This is a genomic window from Actinomadura sp. 9N407, assembly GCF_044326315.1.
Lineage (GTDB): Bacteria > Actinomycetota > Actinomycetes > Streptosporangiales > Streptosporangiaceae > Spirillospora.
The window spans coordinates 87,271-102,890 of record NZ_JBIRAW010000015.1 but is presented as its reverse complement, the minus strand read 5'-3'; the positions used below and the strand labels follow the sequence as shown (position 1 = coordinate 102,890).

General features: G+C 73.8%; 16 protein-coding genes. 5 read left to right on the top strand and 11 right to left on the bottom strand.

What is annotated here, in order from left to right; translation table 11 throughout:
• Positions 1 to 12: 12 nt before the first annotated feature.
• Both ACH34Q_RS24035 and ACH34Q_RS24030 read right to left on the bottom strand, forming a co-directional pair.
• On the bottom strand, positions 13 to 1,491 hold the full coding sequence (locus ACH34Q_RS24035; protein WP_395985285.1) for a leucyl aminopeptidase family protein: 1,479 nt from the start codon (positions 1,489 to 1,491) through the stop codon (positions 13 to 15).
• A 166-nt stretch (positions 1,492 to 1,657) separates the two neighbouring features.
• A complete protein-coding gene (locus ACH34Q_RS24030) occupies positions 1,658 to 1,825 on the bottom strand; it encodes a DUF3117 domain-containing protein (RefSeq protein WP_089314488.1) in 168 nt (55 codons plus the stop codon).
• Positions 1,826 to 1,983: 158 nt separating this feature from the next.
• Here ACH34Q_RS24030 and ACH34Q_RS24025 point away from each other — a divergent pair, with 158 nt between their 5' ends.
• Both ACH34Q_RS24025 and ACH34Q_RS24020 read left to right on the top strand, forming a co-directional pair.
• Positions 1,984 to 2,790 (top strand): PaaX family transcriptional regulator C-terminal domain-containing protein, encoded by an 807-nt coding sequence (locus tag ACH34Q_RS24025; protein ID WP_395985284.1) that lies wholly within the window; start codon positions 1,984 to 1,986, stop codon positions 2,788 to 2,790.
• Positions 2,783 to 3,568, top strand: coding sequence for an enoyl-CoA hydratase-related protein (locus tag ACH34Q_RS24020; RefSeq protein WP_395985283.1), 786 nt, complete (start codon positions 2,783 to 2,785; stop codon positions 3,566 to 3,568). Before ACH34Q_RS24025 ends, ACH34Q_RS24020 begins: the two co-directional genes overlap by 8 nt.
• Positions 3,569 to 3,609: 41 nt before the next feature.
• Here ACH34Q_RS24020 and ACH34Q_RS24015 read toward each other — a convergent pair whose 3' ends face one another.
• From ACH34Q_RS24015 to ACH34Q_RS24000, 4 genes are read right to left on the bottom strand one after another with little or no spacing between them, the layout of a single operon-like run.
• Positions 3,610 to 4,263: a response regulator gene (locus ACH34Q_RS24015; protein ID WP_395985282.1), complete on the bottom strand. Its 654-nt coding sequence runs from the start codon at positions 4,261 to 4,263 to the stop codon at positions 3,610 to 3,612.
• Positions 4,251 to 5,558 (bottom strand): sensor histidine kinase, encoded by a 1,308-nt coding sequence (locus ACH34Q_RS24010; RefSeq protein WP_395985281.1) that lies wholly within the window; start codon positions 5,556 to 5,558, stop codon positions 4,251 to 4,253. The genes ACH34Q_RS24015 and ACH34Q_RS24010 overlap by 13 nt, the downstream gene beginning before the upstream one ends.
• The gene (locus ACH34Q_RS24005) at positions 5,555 to 6,676 is read right to left on the bottom strand and encodes a glycosyltransferase family 4 protein (RefSeq protein WP_395985280.1); all 1,122 of its coding nucleotides are present in this window, start codon (positions 6,674 to 6,676) and stop codon (positions 5,555 to 5,557) included. The genes ACH34Q_RS24010 and ACH34Q_RS24005 overlap by 4 nt, the downstream gene beginning before the upstream one ends.
• Entirely contained in the window at positions 6,661 to 7,812 is a 1,152-nt protein-coding gene (locus ACH34Q_RS24000; RefSeq protein WP_395985279.1) for a glycosyltransferase 87 family protein, read from the bottom strand. Before ACH34Q_RS24000 ends, ACH34Q_RS24005 begins: the two co-directional genes overlap by 16 nt.
• A 226-nt stretch (positions 7,813 to 8,038) precedes the next feature.
• On the opposite strand from ACH34Q_RS24000, the gene ACH34Q_RS23995 reads away from it, so the two are divergent.
• Positions 8,039 to 8,806, top strand: a complete 768-nt coding sequence (locus tag ACH34Q_RS23995; protein WP_395985278.1) for an ABC transporter ATP-binding protein — start codon at positions 8,039 to 8,041, stop codon at positions 8,804 to 8,806.
• A gap of 5 nt (positions 8,807 to 8,811) precedes the next feature.
• Entirely contained in the window at positions 8,812 to 11,376 is a 2,565-nt protein-coding gene (locus ACH34Q_RS23990) for an FtsX-like permease family protein (RefSeq protein ID WP_395985277.1), read from the top strand.
• A gap of 26 nt (positions 11,377 to 11,402) precedes the next feature.
• Here ACH34Q_RS23990 and ACH34Q_RS23985 read toward each other — a convergent pair whose 3' ends face one another.
• The 3 genes from ACH34Q_RS23985 to ACH34Q_RS23975 are packed head-to-tail and all read right to left on the bottom strand — an operon-like array spanning position 11,403 to position 12,954.
• Positions 11,403 to 11,978 (bottom strand): DNA-3-methyladenine glycosylase I, encoded by a 576-nt coding sequence (locus ACH34Q_RS23985; RefSeq protein ID WP_395985276.1) that lies wholly within the window; start codon positions 11,976 to 11,978, stop codon positions 11,403 to 11,405.
• A gap of 14 nt (positions 11,979 to 11,992) precedes the next feature.
• Positions 11,993 to 12,460, bottom strand: a complete 468-nt coding sequence (locus ACH34Q_RS23980) for an SRPBCC family protein (protein ID WP_395985275.1) — start codon at positions 12,458 to 12,460, stop codon at positions 11,993 to 11,995.
• The gene (locus tag ACH34Q_RS23975; RefSeq protein ID WP_395985274.1) at positions 12,457 to 12,954 is read right to left on the bottom strand and encodes a hypothetical protein; all 498 of its coding nucleotides are present in this window, start codon (positions 12,952 to 12,954) and stop codon (positions 12,457 to 12,459) included. Before ACH34Q_RS23975 ends, ACH34Q_RS23980 begins: the two co-directional genes overlap by 4 nt.
• Positions 12,955 to 13,059: 105 nt before the next feature.
• Between ACH34Q_RS23975 and ACH34Q_RS23970 the strand changes: the two genes are divergently transcribed.
• Positions 13,060 to 13,392 (top strand): hypothetical protein, encoded by a 333-nt coding sequence (locus tag ACH34Q_RS23970; RefSeq protein WP_395985273.1) that lies wholly within the window; start codon positions 13,060 to 13,062, stop codon positions 13,390 to 13,392.
• A gap of 77 nt (positions 13,393 to 13,469) precedes the next feature.
• Here ACH34Q_RS23970 and ACH34Q_RS23965 read toward each other — a convergent pair whose 3' ends face one another.
• Together ACH34Q_RS23965 and ACH34Q_RS23960 are read right to left on the bottom strand one after the other, a co-directional pair.
• Positions 13,470 to 14,783: an alkaline phosphatase PhoX gene (locus ACH34Q_RS23965; protein ID WP_395985272.1), complete on the bottom strand. Its 1,314-nt coding sequence runs from the start codon at positions 14,781 to 14,783 to the stop codon at positions 13,470 to 13,472.
• A 144-nt stretch (positions 14,784 to 14,927) separates the two neighbouring features.
• Positions 14,928 to 15,518: a TIGR00730 family Rossman fold protein gene (locus ACH34Q_RS23960; protein WP_395985271.1), complete on the bottom strand. Its 591-nt coding sequence runs from the start codon at positions 15,516 to 15,518 to the stop codon at positions 14,928 to 14,930.
• Positions 15,519 to 15,620 lie beyond the last annotated feature (102 nt).

The window sequence follows — 15,620 nt, the reverse complement described above, 5'->3', positions numbered from 1 at the left end:
TCAAGCCTGAGGTCAGGCCGTGCGCTCGGGGGCGAGCCAGGACAGCAGCAGGCGGGCGCCGAAGCCGGTGGCGCCCCGGCTGATGTCGCCGTCGTCGGATGTGGCGCGGCCGGGGCCGGCCACGTCCAGGTGGGCCCAGGTGCGGTCGCCGGCGAACTCGCGCAGGAACAGCGCCGCCATGATGGCGCCGCCGCCGAAGCCCCGGCGCTCGATGTTGGACACGTCGGCGACGTCGGACTCGATCGCCTGCCGGTACTCCTCGACCATCGGCAGCCGCCACACCGGCTCGCCGGCGGCCGTCCCGGCGGTGGTGAGGGCCCCGGCGAGCGCGTCGTCGTTGGCGAACAGCGCGCCGTGCCGCAGCCCCAGGGCCACCTTGGCGGCGCCGGTGAGGGTGGCGACGTCGACCACGACGTCCGGGTCGAGCTCGGCGTCGGCGTAGGCGAGCGCGTCGGCCAGCACCAGCCGGCCCTCGGCGTCGGTGTTCAGCACCTCGGAGGTGGTGCCGCCGAAGTGGGTGATCACGTCGCCCGGACGCATGGACGAGCCGGACGGCATGTTCTCCGCGGCGGCGACCAGCCCGGTCACCCGGTCGCGCACGCCCAGGGCGCGCAGCGCGCTCATCACCGCCATGACCACGGCACCGCCGGCCATGTCGGTCTTCATCGTCTTCATGCCCTCGTTGGGCTTGAGGGACAGGCCGCCGCTGTCGAACGTGATGCCCTTGCCGACCAGCACCACGTGCCGACCCGTACCGGAACCCGCGTCCTCGGGCTCGTACGACAGCTCGATGAGGCGGGGCGGCCGCGCGGAGCCGGCCCCCACCGCCAGCAGGCCGCCGAAGCCGCCCTCGACCAGTTCCTTCTCGCCGCGGACGCGGGCCGTGAGGCCGGTCTCGGCGGCGATCCGCTCGGCCTGCCCGGCGAGCCAGGACGGGTCCTTCTCGCCGGCGGGGGTGTTGGCGAGGTCGCGGGCGAGCGCCGACGCGCGGGCCACCCGGCCGCCGCGCTCGGCGGCGGCCTCGATCGCGGCCGGGTCGGGGCCGGTCAGCGCGAGCGTGCCGAGCGGGGCGCGGGCGGGCGCGGCACCGATCTTGAAGGCGTACCCGCCCAGCAGTGCGCCTTCGGCGAACGCGGCGAGATCGCCCTCGGGTACCTCGGCGACCAGGGTGGCGCGGCCCTTGCCTCGGCGGGTGAGCGCGGCGCCCGCGCGGCGCAGGTCGGCCGGGGAGGCGTCACCCACGCCGTACAGCACCAGCTCGCGCGGCCGGTCGCCGATCCGCGCGGTGGTCGAGACGATCTCGCCGGGCTCGCCCTTGGCCCGGTGCAGGGCGAGTAGCTCGTCCAGCGTGCAGGGGAGCGACCCGGCCACCGGCGACTCGGGTGCTCGCGGCCCGGAGCGTACGGGGACCGCCACCACCTCGGCCTCAAGCCGGCCGGCCGCCTCCAGGACGTCCGTGCCGGCCTGCTGGACCCGGGTCTCGATGGGCATGGTGGTGGTCCCCCCTGAGCTGATGCTTGCTGAAACTGTCTGCGGTACGGCGGGGGTCCCGGCATGTGCCGGGACCCGCACTCGTCCTAGAACCGCGGCCGGTCCGTCCGGGGAGCGGCCCCCGGTCCCCCGGCGATATCGGCCGCCGATCCTGCCTGAAGCGGGCTCAGCCCACGACTCCCTTGATCGCCTCGCCGAGTTCCTTGGCCTCATCGGCGGAGAGCTCGACCACGAGGCGACCGCCACCTTCGAGAGGGACCCGCATGACGATCCCGCGGCCCTCCTTGGTCACTTCGAGCGGACCGTCTCCTGTCCGCGGCTTCATCGCCGCCATGCGTGCATCCCCTTCCTGCCTAGGGCCGCGTGGGGCCTCCGGGCACCGTTGGCCGCGTGGCCGCCTGTCGCATCCGCGTCATCAGTAATGGTTCATTATCCCGTGTTCGGAGCGCGAAGTGGTAACGATCAGCAAGCGGGCACCGGGAGACTGGATCCATGAACGCTCGTTCGGCGCTGTTCGATCTGTACGGCGACCATCTCCGGGAACGCGGCGGGCGGGCACCGATCGCGACGCTGGTCAGGCTGATGGCCGCGCTGGGCGTGGCCGCGCCCGCCGTCCGCACGGCCGTTTCGCGGATGGTGCGGCAGGAGTGGCTCGAGCCCGTACGGCTCCCCGCCGGGCCCGGCTACGCGCTGACACCCCGGGCCGTCCGGCGCCTGGACGAGGCCGCGCACCGCATCTACCGCGATCTCGGCCCCTGGGACGGCCACTGGCATCTGCTGGTCCTGGAGCGCGTACGGGAGCGGGCGAGGCGGGACCGGCTCGCCGCCGGGCTGGCCTATCTGGGCTATGCCCGGCTGGACGAGACCACGTGGATCGGCCCCCGCGCCAACCCGGAACTGGACCCGTTCCTGACCACCGAGGCCGTACGGGCCGAACGGTTCAGCTCCGCCTACGAGGGAGACGCTCACGGCCTGGTCGCCCGGGCCTGGGACCTGGACGGGCTGGCGCGGGCGTACGAGCGCTGGCTGTCCGATGCCCGGGAGCTGCTGGCCGGAGGGCCGGTGGAGACCGATGAGCAGGCGTTCGCGGTCCGCAGCCGGCTGGTCCACGAGTGGCGCAAGTTCCTCTTCCAGGACCCAGGGCTGCCCCCGGAGCTGCTGCCCGAGGGCTGGCCCGGCATCCTGGCAGCACGCTTCTTCGACGACGAGGCCGCGCGCCTCTTGCCCGCGGCCTCGCGGTTCGTCGAAGGTTGCCTGGAGGATCCACGTGGAGATTGCGAGGACGACGACGGTGTCTGACACGGTGCTGTACGACCTGACCGACGGTGTGGCCACGATCACGCTCAACCGTCCCGGGGCGATGAACTCGCTGACGGTCGAGATGAAGGAGGCGCTGGGTGAAGCCGTCCGGCGGGCGGCGGGCGACGACGCCGCCCGGGCGGTGATCCTCACCGGGGCCGGGCGGGCCTTCTGCGCCGGACAGGACCTGCGCGAGCACGCGGACAACCTGGCGTCGGGCAAGGGCCTGGACGGCACCGTGCGCAAGCACTACAACCCGATCGTCGAGGGCCTGGCGACCATGCCCAAGCCCGTGCTGGCGGCCGTCAACGGTGTCGCCGCCGGAGCGGGGGCGGCGCTCGCGTTCGCCTGCGACCTGGTCATCGCCTCGGAGAAGGCGTCGTTCGCGACCGCGTTCACCAAGATCGGCCTGGCCCCCGACAGCGGGATGTCCTGGACGCTGCAGCGCCTGGTCGGCCGGGCCAAGGCCGCCGAGCTGCTGCTGCTGGCCGACCCGGTCAAGGCGCCCGAGGCCCTGGAGCTGGGCCTGGTGTCGCGGCTCGTGCCGGCCGACGAGCTGGCCCCCGCCTCGGTCGAACTGGCCCGCAGGCTGGCCGCCGGGCCGACGCGCTCGTACGCCGCCGTCAAGAGCGCGCTGAACCACGCGGCCACCCACGACCTGACGTCCTCCCTGGAGCGGGAGGCCGTGCTCCAGGACGAGTGCGAGAAGACCACCGACCACCGCAACGCCACCGAGGCGTTCCTGAAGAAGGAGCAGCCCCTCTTCGAGGGCCGCTGACCGCAGCGGAGGCTGGCGGACGTTCAGCGGGGCCCCCGTGGTCAGCGGGGCGAAGCGTCCCGCAACTGGGACAGGACGGCCAGCACCCGGCGGTGGTCGTCGGGGGTCTGGTGCAGGTCGAGCTTGCCGAAGATCGAGCCGACATGCTTGATCACGGCCGCCTCGGAGACCACGAGTTCGCGGGCGATCGCCCCGTTGGAACGGCCCTCGGCCATCAGGGCGAGGACCTCGCGCTCGCGCGGGGTGAGCCGTTCGAGCGGGGTGTTCCCGGACCGCCGGGCCAGCAGGCCGCGCACCACGTCGGGGTCGATGACCGTACCGCCGCCGGCCACCTCCACCAGCGCCTGGACGAACTCGGTGATCTCGCCGACCCGGTCCTTGAGCAGGTAGCCGACCGCGCCGCCGGTCTGGAGCAGGTCGGCGGCATAGGACTGCTCCACGTACTGCGACAGGACCAGGACGGGCAGGCCCGGACGCTCGGCGCGCAGGGCCAGGGCGGCGCGCAGTCCCTCGTCCCGGAAGCCGGGCGGCATCCGGACGTCGGTGACGACGATGTCGGGCTCGTGCTCGGCGACGGCCGCGGCCAGGGCGGGGGCGTCGGCCACCGCCGCCACGACCTCGTGGTCGAAGCGGGCCAGGATCTGGCTCAGCCCCTCCCGGAGCAGGACCGAGTCCTCGGCGATCACGACACGCACGGCATCTCCACTCGCAGGATCGTAGGCCCGCCGGGCGGGCTGGACACCCGCAGCGTGCCGTCATGGACCGCCACCCGGTCCGCCAGGCCTTGCAGGCCGGTGCCGCCGGACGGGTTCGCGCCGCCCCCGCCGTCGTCCTGGACCTCCAGGACGAGCGCGGCCCCGGTCAGCCGTACGGTCACCCGGGCCCGGGACGCGCCGCTGTGCTTGGCGACGTTGGCCAGCGCCTCGGCGATCACGAAGTAGGCGGCGGACTCCAGGCTCTCCGGCGGGCGCCGGGGCAGGTCGGCGTCCACGTCCACCGGTACGGGCGAGCGCTCGGCGAGCGAGGCCACGGCGGCGCTCAGGCCGCGGTCGGTCAGGACCGAGGGGTGGATGCCACGGACGAGATCGCGCAGCTCCTGCAGGGCCGCCCTGGCCTCCGCGCGGGCCTTGCCGATCAGCTCCCGTTCCGCGCCGCCGCCGGTCCCGTCCCCGCCGGTGCCCGGCTCGCCCGCGCTCAGCTCGGCCAGGCCCAGCGTCATGATCAGGCCGGTCAGCCGCTGCTGGGCGCCGTCGTGCAGGTCGCGCTCGATCCGGCGGCGCTCGGCCTCGAACGCGTCGGCCATCCGGGCCCGGGACGCGCGGACCTCGACCAGTTCCTCCTCGACGGGGCGGACGAGCAGCGCCCGGGCCAGCGCGGCACGGGCCCCGGCCAGCGCGGTCATCGCGTACAGGCCCACCAGGAACATCGCGACCCCGGCCACGGCGACCGTCCAGGACTCGGCCTGGCTGTCGGCGGTGACGTTCGGGCCGAACACGATCGGGTCGCCCTTGCGAGCCATGACGGGTGCCCCCGCCGCGACCGTGGAGCCCACGATCAGGAAGAACGGGACGACGACGTCCACGGCCGTCAGCAGGGTGGACAGCAGCGCGTACCCCAGCTCCCGCCAGGTCGCGGTCTCGCGCAGCCGGAAGCCGAGCCAGTGCCGGAACCCGGGACGGGACGGCGCCCGGTGGGGGGTGGGCGCCGGGCGCGGGTCCAGCCAGCGCAGGCGGCGGCGTTCGACCACCGCGTACCCGGCCGCCGACACCGGGATCAGCGCCAGCAGCACCAGGCCGACGACGACCGGCGCCAGCGCCACGCCCGCGAAGAGCAGGCCCGCCACCACCGCGAGCCAGGCCGCCGCGATCAAGGGGCCGGTGACCAGGAAGGCGATGGAACGCCAGGGCCAGGAGGACAGCACGAAGCGCAGCGGGTTGCCCGCCATCACCCGCCACACGCCGGTCCTGACCGCCCCGGTCCTGCCTGTCATGCCCCGACCGTATGGGACGCGGCCTGGTGCAGAAGATCGCGGAGGCGCTCGTACGAGGCGTCCCAGGTCCACTCGTCCCGGACCCAGGCGCGGCCCTTCTCGCCCATCCGCGTACGGGCGTCGCCGTCCCGGAGCAGCCGGATCAGGCGGTCGGCGATCTGCGGGACGGACGTGCCGTCGACGACATGGCCGGTCTCGCCGTCCCGTACCGCCTCCGGGGCCCCGCCCGCGTCACCGGCGACGACCGGGAGACCGGCGGCGGCCGCCTCCAGGTAGACGATGCCGAGCCCCTCGGTCTCCAGGCCCAGGCGGCGGGACCGGCACGGCATCGCGAAGACGTCGGCGGCGGCGTAGAAGGGCGGCAGTTCGGCATGCGGATGCCCGCCCGCGAACACCACGCCCTCCTCGGCCAGGCCGTGCAGCCAGAAGTCCTGCGGGCCCGATCCGACGATCAGCAGCGTCGCGTCCGGTACGGCCCGGCGGACGGCGGGCAGGGCGCGGATGAGCTGGTCGTTCCCCTTGCGCGGGACGAGCCGGGCGACGCTGAGGATCACCGGCCTGCCGCCCAGCCCGTACCGCTCGCGGATCATGGCGCGGCCCGGCGGATCCGGCCGGAAGGCGCCGGCGTCCACGCCCGGGACGAGCCTGGCCGTACGGGCGCGCGGGCCGAGCGCGGGCGCGATCCTGGCCCGCGTCCGCTCGGTGAGGTAGGTGACGACGCCCGCCTGGGAACCGATCCGGCGCAGCAGTTGGCGAGGGCCGGGGACGCTCGCCCACCAGATCTCGTGGCCGTGCGTCGTGGCGACCGAGGGCAGCCCGATGCGGCCGGCGAGCAGCCCGAGCGGCGCTGCGGCGCCGAACCACACGCTGTCGCAGCCGTACGCGCCGGCCAGCCGCCGCGCGTTGCGCGCGACCTGGGGCGTCGGCAGCAGCGTGCGCGCGGGATCGCGGACGACGGGGAACGGCAGCCCGGCGTCGAAGGCCGCGGCACCGGGCTCGGCGGAGGTGTAGACGAGCACCTCGCCGGGCGGGAAGCGCAGGGCCAGTTCGTACACGAAGGTCTCGATGCCGCCCTGCCGTGGCGGGAAGTCGTTGGTGATGATCAGGCAACGAGGCACAGCTCTTCCTCCTCTTGCTCGGCCATGGCGGGTGCCGCGAGGTGGGCCCACAGGGCCAGGACGGCCGGGTACACGAGGTAGCCCCAGCGGGTGGCGGGCATCAGCGCGGTGGCCAGCAGCAGCCCGAGGGCCAGCCGGTACGCGGCGGAACGGGCATCGGCAGGGGGCCGTACGAGCAGCGAGACGCCCATTCCGAGGGCGGCCAGGCCGAGCAGGACGAGCGCGGCGGTGTGCCCGTACGGGCCGAGGTCGGCGAGCAGTCGCCCGGGCAGCGGGCTGGCGGCGGGAGACTCCACACCCGCCAGGCCCAGCGGGAACTGGACGACGTTCAGCAGGAACCCGTGGGGGTCGATGAGGGCCGGGAGCAGCACCCCGACTGCCAGCACGCCGCCCGCGAACGCGCCGTACCGCCGCCGGTTCCGTACGCCCACGAGGACCAGGACGATGAGCAGCGCGGGCCATGCCGTGGCCTTGAGGGTCGCGGCGATTCCCAGTGCGAGGCCCGCCGAGCCGGGACGTCCCCGTACGGCCAGGGCGAGACCGACGCAGACCAGCCCGATGACCGGCAGATCGTCACCGCCAACCACCAGCGGCAGGGCCACCAGAGGCGAGGCGGCGAGCAGGAGCAGCCTGCTGTCCTTGCGAAGGGCGCTCGCCGCCAGTAGCACCAGGAAGATCCCGCCGAAGACCGCTCGCGCGTCGATTCCGGCGATCGCCCAGGGAAGCCCCAGCAGCGCCATCCCGGGCAGGTAGGGGTTGAACGCCTCGTACCCGCCATGAGCAGCCACTTCCGCAGCGCCCAGGTACGGCGTGCCGTGCTCCAGCAGGTGGGCCGCCGAGCGCTGGACGACCTCCACCTCGGGCTGCGCCTGCCCGAGGCCGATCAGCACGGCCAGCGGGATCAGCACCGCACCGGCCAGGACACCGCCGGCGACGATCGCCGGGCGCCCGCGTCCCCACGGGTGCAAGGCCGTGAGAGCGCCGAGCACGTACGCGAGGGCGGCGACCGTCCCCCAGGTACGGTGCGGGGCCAGTCGGGTCACGGTGGCCGTCACGGCGGCGAACACCGCACACCCTCCGTAGAGAGCGGGCACCACGAGGGTTCCGCCGCGTGCGCGGGTCAGGTACAACACCATCGATATCGCTCCGGCAGGTCGTTGAGCTGCGCTTTTTACGCACAACCCAGGCAACCGTCCCGGGGCTCGAAGATCATTAGGCCTGACCGCCGACTTGGCGGTAGAGCCAGGTCTACCGCCGCACTCGACCTGGCCGTAGGTAGGGACCCGAGGTAGGGCAGGCCCTACGGCGCTTTCTAGGGATCACGCCACTGTGCCCGGCCTCTTGATCGCGTTGGCTGGTCGCATGAGTCCCACACCCACCGCACCGCCGCCTGCCCATGTCCGGAACGATCAAGTGGCGACGGCCGCCGGCCTCGTCCGGACCTACGGCTCGGGCGACGGGATGGTGACCGCCCTGCGCGGCGTCTCGGCGGCGTTCACCCGGGGCCAGTTCACCGCGATCATGGGGCCCTCGGGCTCCGGCAAGTCCACGCTGCTGCACTGCCTGGCCGGGCTCGACCAGGTCACGTCGGGCCAGGTACTGATCGGCGACGTGGACATCACCCGGCTGTCGCGGACCCGGCTGGCCAAGCTCCGCCGGGACCGGCTCGGCTTCGTGTTCCAGTCGTTCAACCTGCTGCCGATGCTGACCGCCGAGGAGAACATCCGGCTCACCGGCCGCCTGGCGGGCCGCCGCGCGGAGCGGGAATGGTTCGGCACGCTGGTGGACGCCCTGGGCCTGCGCGACCGGCTCGGGCACCGGCCGTCCGAGCTGTCCGGCGGCCAGCAGCAGCGGGTCGCGGTCGCGCGGGCCATGCTCACCCGGCCCGAGGTGCTGTTCGCCGACGAGCCGACCGGCAACCTGGACTCCCGTTCGGGCGCCGAGGTGCTGAGCTTCCTGCGCACCGCGGTGGACGAGTTCCGGCAGACCGTGATCATGGTGACCCACGATCCGGCCGCCGCCGCGCACGCCGACCGGGTGCTGTTCCTGTCCGACGGCAGCATCGTGGACGAGCTGCACGGCCCGACGACCGACGGCGTGCATGCCTCCATGCGCCGGCTGGAGGGCTGAGCGGCATGTGGCTCATCGCACGCCGGTCGTTCAGCGAGGGCTGGGTCCGGCTGATCGCGACCCTGCTCGCGGCCGTGTTCTCCATCGGGCTCATCGCCGGGTCGCTGCAGTTCGCGCTGCGGGCGCAGGCGGCCGTGTCGGGCATCGACGCCAGCGAGTACAAGCGGGCGGACGTGCTCGTCCAGGGCGGCCAGACCGACCCCCACGACCTGTACGCGGCGCCCGACGGCCGCGTCCGGCTCGACCGGGTCGCGGGACGGCCCGGCGTCGAGGCCGCGACCGGGGACGCCATGGTCGACCTGGCGGTCGCCGGGGACGACGGCAAGCCGATCGTCGCGCCCGCCGGCGGCCGCACGCTGCTGCGTCCCTGGGTGGCCGATGCCCGGCTCAACCCGTACACCCTGGTCTCCGGACGCGCACCCGCCGCCGAGGGCGAGGTCGCGGTCGTCCGGCACATCGCGAAGGCCGGCGAGCTGCGCACCGGTTCCGGCCTCACGCTCATGCTCCCCCGCGAGAGCAGGCGCGCGAAGATCGTCGGCATCGTGACCGTCCAGGGCCTGGACGCGGTGGCCGGCGGGGACCTGGTACTGGCCCCGCCCGAGACCGTACGGAACGCCGCCGCGCTGCCCGCCGGTACCTGGCAGAGCGTGTGGGTGAAGGCCGCGCCGGGCGTGAGCGCGACCAGGCTCCGCGCGGAGCTGGCTCGCGACCTCGGCAAGAGCGTCTCGGTGCGTACCGCGGCGTCCCTCCGCGACGCGCAGGCCCGCGACATGGAGTCCGCCGGCGTCTCGATCGGCGGCGCGATCGGGATGCTGGCGTCCGTCGCGATCTTCGTCGGGCTGTTCGTGGTGGCCAACACGTTCGGGACCCTCGTCCGGCAGCGCACCCGGCGGCTGGCGCTGCTCGGCGCGATCGGCGCCACGCCCCGCCAGATCAAGCGGCTGATCCGGTTCGAGGCCCTGGTGCTGGGGATCGTCGGCGCGGCGGGCGGCCTCGCCGTCGGGTACCCGGTGTCGGCCGTGCTCACCCGGCTCTTCGCCAAGGACGGCTTCGACATCTCGGCCGCGAACGCCCAGTTCGGCTGGATCGCCCTGGCCGTACCGGCCGCCGCCGGGATCCTGGTCACCCAGCTCGCCGCCTGGCGCGCGGCCCGGGTCGCCGCGCGGATCTCCCCCATGGAGGCCCTGCGGACCGCCTCGACCGACGACACCAAGCGGCGCTGGCCCCGGCTCCTCGGCGCGCTCGGCGTCTTCGCCTGCGCGTGGATGTTCTACGGACCGGCCTTCCTCATCGCCCACGAGGAGCCGCCGGGCATGGAACGGACCATCGGCCTGGTCGCCATCCTCCTGATGGGCTCGATGGTGACCGTGGCGGCGCTGGCCGTGCTCGCCCCGTTCTTCGTCGGCCCGCTGGGCGGCCTGGTGGGCCGGGCCGGGATGCTGATCAGCGGCGAGGCCGGCCGGCTGGCCCGCGCGACCATCACCCGCAGCCCGCGGCGGGTCTCCTCGGCCGCCTCGTCCCTGATGCTGGGCCTGGCGCTCGCCGCCGCGACCGCGATGGTCATGCTGTCGGTCCAGGACCGCTTCGACGAGGCCGGGCGGCAGGTCATGAAGGCCGACCACGCCGTGACGGCCGACGGCGTCCCGCTCTCGCGCGACGTGGCCGGACGCGTCGCCGCCGTCCCCGGGGTCTCGCACGCCACCTCCCTCAGCCAGACCGATGCCGAGCTGGTCAGCCCGGGCCCGCGCGCCATCGGCCCGGAGGACCCCATCCCGCTCTTCCTGATGATCACGGGGGTCGACCAGGCCGCGCTGCCGTCCGTCCTCGATCTCGGCGGGAGCCTGCGCGCGCTGGAGCCGGGCGAGATCGGGCTCTCCTCCGCCACGATGGCCGCCGCCGGGGTCGAGCCCGGCCGGAAGATCGTCGTACGGGGCGCGCGGGGCCGGGTCACGCTCACCGTGGCGGGCGCGTACCACGACCCGTCCCACGTCTTCGCGGACCAGGCCCTGGTCGCGCCCGCGACGATGGAACGCCTGGATCCCACCGCCCCGACGCAGGCGGTCCTGGTCCGGGGCGGGGACCAGGCCGCGCTCGCCAAGGCCGTGTCCGGGCTCCCGGGCGTCCAGGTCCTGGACCGCGCCGCCTACGTGAAGCTGGCGGCGGGCACGTTCACCAACGGCCTGACGGTGGTCTACGGCTTCATCGGGATGGCCCTGCTGCTGTCGCTGTTCGGGATGGCCACCACGGTCTCGATGGGCGTCAGCGAGCGGACCCGGGAGTTCGGGCTGCTCGGCGCGGTCGGCGCGACCGTGGCCCAGCTCCGCTCGATCGTCCGCTGGGAGGCGGCCACGGTCGTGCTGCTGGGCACGCTGATGGGCCTCGGAACCGCGATCGGCACGGTGGCCCTGCTCCGGGTCGCGACGGGCAGCACGTTCCTGGACCCGGTCCCGCCCTGGTGGCTGCCACTGCTGGTCACGGCCGGAGCCGCCGTCGTGACCCTCGCCACCACCGCGTTCCCGGCCCGCCGCGCCGCGGGCGTCCCCGTACTGGAGGCCACCAAGGCGGAGTGACCGCTGAACGGGTCACCGCCGGGGCGTCAGCCGGCCGCGCCCCGGCGGTGGCAGTCGGCGAGATGGTCGTCGACCAGCCCGCAGGCCTGCATCAGGGAGTAGGCGGTCGTCGGGCCGACGAAGCGGAAGCCGCCCTTCTTGAGCTCCTTGGACAGGGCCGTGGAGCCGGGGGTGAAGGCCGGGACGTCGGCCATCTCCTTGGGGACGGGGGCACCGGGATCGGCGTACCGCCAGATCGTGGCGGCCAGGCCGCCGGGCAGGTCGAGGGCGGCGCGGGCGTTGGCGATCGTGGCATCGACCTTGGCCCGGTTGCGGACGATGGACGCGTCGGCCATCAGCCGCTCGACATCGGCCTCACCGAACGCGGCGACCTTCTCCGGGTCGAAGCCGGCGAACGCGGCGCGGAAGCTCTCGCGCTTGCGCAGGATGGTCAGCCAGGACAGCCCCGACTGGAACGCCTCCAAGCAGAGCTTCTCGTAAAGGCCCTGGTCATCGCGGACCGGACGGCCCCATTCTTCGTCGTGGTAGGCGATGTAGATGGGCGCCGACAGCCCCCAGGGGCAGCGGGCCAGCCCGTCCTCGCCGAGGATCGCGGTGCTCACCGGCCCGTTCTACCTCACGCCGGCGACATTCCCGCAACGCGGTCGGCGGCCTCGGCCTCGGGGATGCGGGCGAGGCGGCGCAGGCCGAGGGTCATCAGCCCTTGCACCACCGGCCCCGCGGCCAGCCAGCCGGCGCGGCCGAGCGGGCCGAACGGCAGGTCGAGCCGTTCCGCCCAGCGGATCCGGCTGCCGCCGCCCGGAAGCGGAGCGACGTCGAAGAACGCCTCGCCCCGGACGAGCCGCCCGGTGTGCCGTACGGTCACCCGGCGGCCCGGCCGCCAGCCGGTGATGACCATGGTGTCGCTGAAGCCCACCGGGCCGATCCCGGTCCAGCCGACCAGCTCGGCGCCGACCTCGTGGCCGCCCTCGGCGCGGGTGAACGGCATCCACTCCGCGTGCCGGGGCCAGTCGGTGAGGACCGCGAAGACCTGATCGGCCGGGGCCGCCGACTCCGCGTCGGCGTGGATCGCGATAGCGCTCACGGGCGGGCCTCTTCCTGATCGTCCTTCGCGCCGGCGTCCTTGGCGAAGTCCACCGGAGCCCAGTCCCGCTCGGGCGGCGGATCCTGTTCCGGCGGGGAGTGCTGCTGGAACGGCGATTCCCGATCGAACGGGGAGCCTTGATCGGACGGGGCGTCCTGCTCGAACGGGGAGCCCTGATCGGACCGGGCGTTCCGCTCGTCGAGCATGTACTGGAGGTCGTGTACGCGGAGTTCGAGGGCGGCGACCTGGGCCTCGCGCTCCCACAGCGCGTGCCTGAGGCGGCCGATGACGTGGTCGGTCATGTCCATCTGGTAGCCCCAGAGCCCGTGCGGGAGCCGGAACGGCCGGGGTTCGGCGCCCGGGAAGAACCGGTCGTCCAGCGGCGCATGGTCGGGGCGGGGCAGGGTCAGCTCGCCTCCCCGGCCCATGGCCAGGACCACGACGGCGCCCAGCACGGCCAGGGCGGCCAGCACGAGGACCACAACCACGATCATGCTCCGCTCTGTCGACGAGTCCGCACGTCTTGCGTACGTGTCCGCTTGCCCGCCTGTCCGCAGGCGGCTACGTGTCCGCAAGACGATCGTGCCACGCTTGGCGGCATGGAGTCGCATGAGCCGTGGGTACTGCCGTACGGAACGCCCGTTCCGGACGGAATGTCCGACGCCGGAACCGCCCCTTCGGCGGACCGCGTGCGGGAGTTGGTCGCCGAGGGCCGGCCGGTACTGGTGACGCTGGCGGAGGGCCCGGACGACAACGGCGGCGAGCGGCCCGATCCCGGGCTGCTCGCCGCCGCGTCCGTCTATGCCTGGCTGGGCGTACGGGCGTTCCGCGCGCCGGAGGGCACGGTGCCCGCGCTGCGGCAGGTCCTGGACATGGTCGCCTCGATCCAGGGCACCCGTCCCCCCACCCTCACCCGCCGCGGCCTCGCCTGACCGCCGCAACGTCGACTCGTGGCGTGTTCGCCTTTTCCGTTCCTCCGGAGGGCGAACACGCCACGAGTCAACCGGGGTCAGTGGCGGACGCGGTGCCAGGGGCCCTGGATCGCGAACGTCACGCCCGGGGTCTGCCGGTTGGCGAACAGCGTCCGCCCGTCCGGCGAGAACGTCACACCCGTCAGCTCGCCGTCGTTGAAGGCGTTGCGCGCGAACGCGAACGGCTCGCCCTTGCGGGTCGTCCCGACGAGGTACTGCTCGCCGCCGCCGTCCTCGGCCAGGATCACGCCGCCGCCGTACGGGGACACCGTGATGTTGTCGGGGCCGTCGAACCGCCCGCCCGGCTTGAAGACCAGCTCCAGCTCGATGGTCTCCTTGCGCGGGTCGTAGACCCAGACCTGGCCGGCGTGGTCGGCGGCGGCGCCGTCACCCTTGTTCGAGAAGCTGGCCACGAAGTAGGCCTTGCCGTGGCCCCACCAGGCGCCCTCCAGCTTCTGGCTGCGGGTGATCTTCTCGAACTGCTTGCGCGTCGAGGTGGCGGCGGCCGACGGGTCGGGCACCTTGACCCACTTGACCCGGAACCGGCTGCCGGGCTCCTGGACGACCGAGAGGTCGGGCAGGTCCGGGACGTACATGGCCTCCAGCCGGCCGCCGTGCATGTACGTGCCGTACTGGCCGCGGTGCGAGCGCGGCGAGAACCGGTAGAACAGCCCGAACGGCCTGCTGGCGTCCTCGGTCAGGTACGCCACGTGCGTGTGCGGGTCGATGGCGACGGCCTCGTGGGCGAAGCGCCCCATCCCGGTGATCGGCTCCGGCCGGGTCTTGCGGCCGGTCGGGTCGACCTCGAAGACCCAGCCGTGCGACTTGGTCTGGCCGCCGAAGCCCTCGGTCTCCTCACAGGTCAGCCAAGTCCCCCAGGGGGTCGTACCGCCCGCGCAGTTGGTGGCCGTACCGGCGAGGCTGACCTCCTGGTCCAGCACGTTGGCGCGCCGGTCCAGCTCGATCGTGGTGGTGCCGCCGAACGCGGCCGGGTCGTACACCAGCCGCTCGGGCGCGACCGGCTTGACGCCGCTCGCGGTCTGCTCATGGTTGCGGACCAGCCGGAGGGTGTCGCGCCGGCGGCCGCCGAACGTGGCGGTGCCGTCGTGCTTGCCCGGCACCTTGCCGCCGCCGGCGATGGCGTCGCCCTCGGCGGACAGTGCCTTGTACGAGAAGCCCTTCGGCAGGTCGAGCGCCCCCTTGGGGTCGGGGAGCAGCGGGCCGTAGCCGAAGGCCTCCCCGACCTCGGCCCCCGCCGAGGTCTGGAAGATCGTGTCAAGACTGCCGGCCAGGGCGATGGACAGGGCGCCCGCGGCGCCGCCCTTCACGACCCCACGACGGGTTACGGACATGGTGACTCCTCACGTTAATGCGATCACGCGGAGCCTGGTGGGCCGCCCTGAACCGGTGGTGAACGAACGCGGTCCCAGGGACAAACCCCCAGGACACAGTTCCGCGAGGCGAAGTTCAGCGGGCCGGATCGTCACCGTGGGTGATCACAGCTCGGCCTCCGCGTAGTCCTCGGGGGTCGCCTGGATCCGCGGCTGGGACCGCTCCAGCAGATCGAACGCCTCGGTGACCGAGTCCGTCCAGCCGATCGCGTCGAAGATCTTCGGCCGGGCGAAGCCCTGGTCGGCCAGCCCGACCATCAGCTCGCGGAGCGGGTCGTACACACCGGTCGGGTCCAGGATCACCACCGGCTTCTCGTGCATCCCCAGCACCCGGGCCGTCCAGATCTCGAACAGCTCCTCCAGCGTGCCGATCCCGCCGGGCAGCACCAGGAACGCGTCGCTGCGCGCGTCCATCTCGCCCTTGCGGGTCCGCATGTCCGGCGTGACGATCAGCTCGTCGCTGGCCTCGTCGGAGATCTCCACGCTGACCAGGCCCTCGGGGATCACCCCGACGGTACGGGCGCCGCCGGCCCGGGCCGCCCGGGCGACCGCGCCCATGCACGACACCTGGGCGCCGCCGCTGACCAGGCTGTGCCCGCGCCTGGCCAGCTCGGCGCCGGCCTCGGCGGCCAGCTCGACATGGCGCTTGTCGATCTTGCTGCTGGACGCGCAGAAGACGCACACCGCCAGCCCCATCAGCGGGCCCCGCCTTCCGTGCGCGCGCTCTCGCTCCGGATCCGTTCGTACGGCAGCACGCGGACTCCCCCCTGAGAATCGCGAGACGGACCTTGCCCGCCA

What these genes read in the sequence shown, in the direction of transcription:
- ACH34Q_RS24035 (WP_395985285.1), bottom strand. Translation starts at nt 1,491, where the DNA reads ATGCCCATCGAGACCCGGGTCCAGCAGGCCGGCACGGACGTCCTGGAG.
- ACH34Q_RS24030 (WP_089314488.1), bottom strand. Translation starts at nt 1,825, where the DNA reads ATGGCGGCGATGAAGCCGCGGACAGGAGACGGTCCGCTCGAAGTGACC.
- ACH34Q_RS24025 (WP_395985284.1), top strand. Translation starts at nt 1,984, where the DNA reads ATGAACGCTCGTTCGGCGCTGTTCGATCTGTACGGCGACCATCTCCGG.
- ACH34Q_RS24010 (WP_395985281.1), bottom strand. Translation starts at nt 5,558, where the DNA reads ATGACAGGCAGGACCGGGGCGGTCAGGACCGGCGTGTGGCGGGTGATG.
- ACH34Q_RS24000 (WP_395985279.1), bottom strand. Translation starts at nt 7,812, where the DNA reads ATGGTGTTGTACCTGACCCGCGCACGCGGCGGAACCCTCGTGGTGCCC.
- ACH34Q_RS23995 (WP_395985278.1), top strand. Translation starts at nt 8,039, where the DNA reads ATGAGTCCCACACCCACCGCACCGCCGCCTGCCCATGTCCGGAACGAT.
- ACH34Q_RS23990 (WP_395985277.1), top strand. Translation starts at nt 8,812, where the DNA reads ATGTGGCTCATCGCACGCCGGTCGTTCAGCGAGGGCTGGGTCCGGCTG.
- ACH34Q_RS23975 (WP_395985274.1), bottom strand. Translation starts at nt 12,954, where the DNA reads ATGATCGTGGTTGTGGTCCTCGTGCTGGCCGCCCTGGCCGTGCTGGGC.
- ACH34Q_RS23970 (WP_395985273.1), top strand. Translation starts at nt 13,060, where the DNA reads ATGGAGTCGCATGAGCCGTGGGTACTGCCGTACGGAACGCCCGTTCCG.
- ACH34Q_RS23965 (WP_395985272.1), bottom strand. Translation starts at nt 14,783, where the DNA reads ATGTCCGTAACCCGTCGTGGGGTCGTGAAGGGCGGCGCCGCGGGCGCC.
- ACH34Q_RS23960 (WP_395985271.1), bottom strand. Translation starts at nt 15,518, where the DNA reads ATGGGGCTGGCGGTGTGCGTCTTCTGCGCGTCCAGCAGCAAGATCGAC.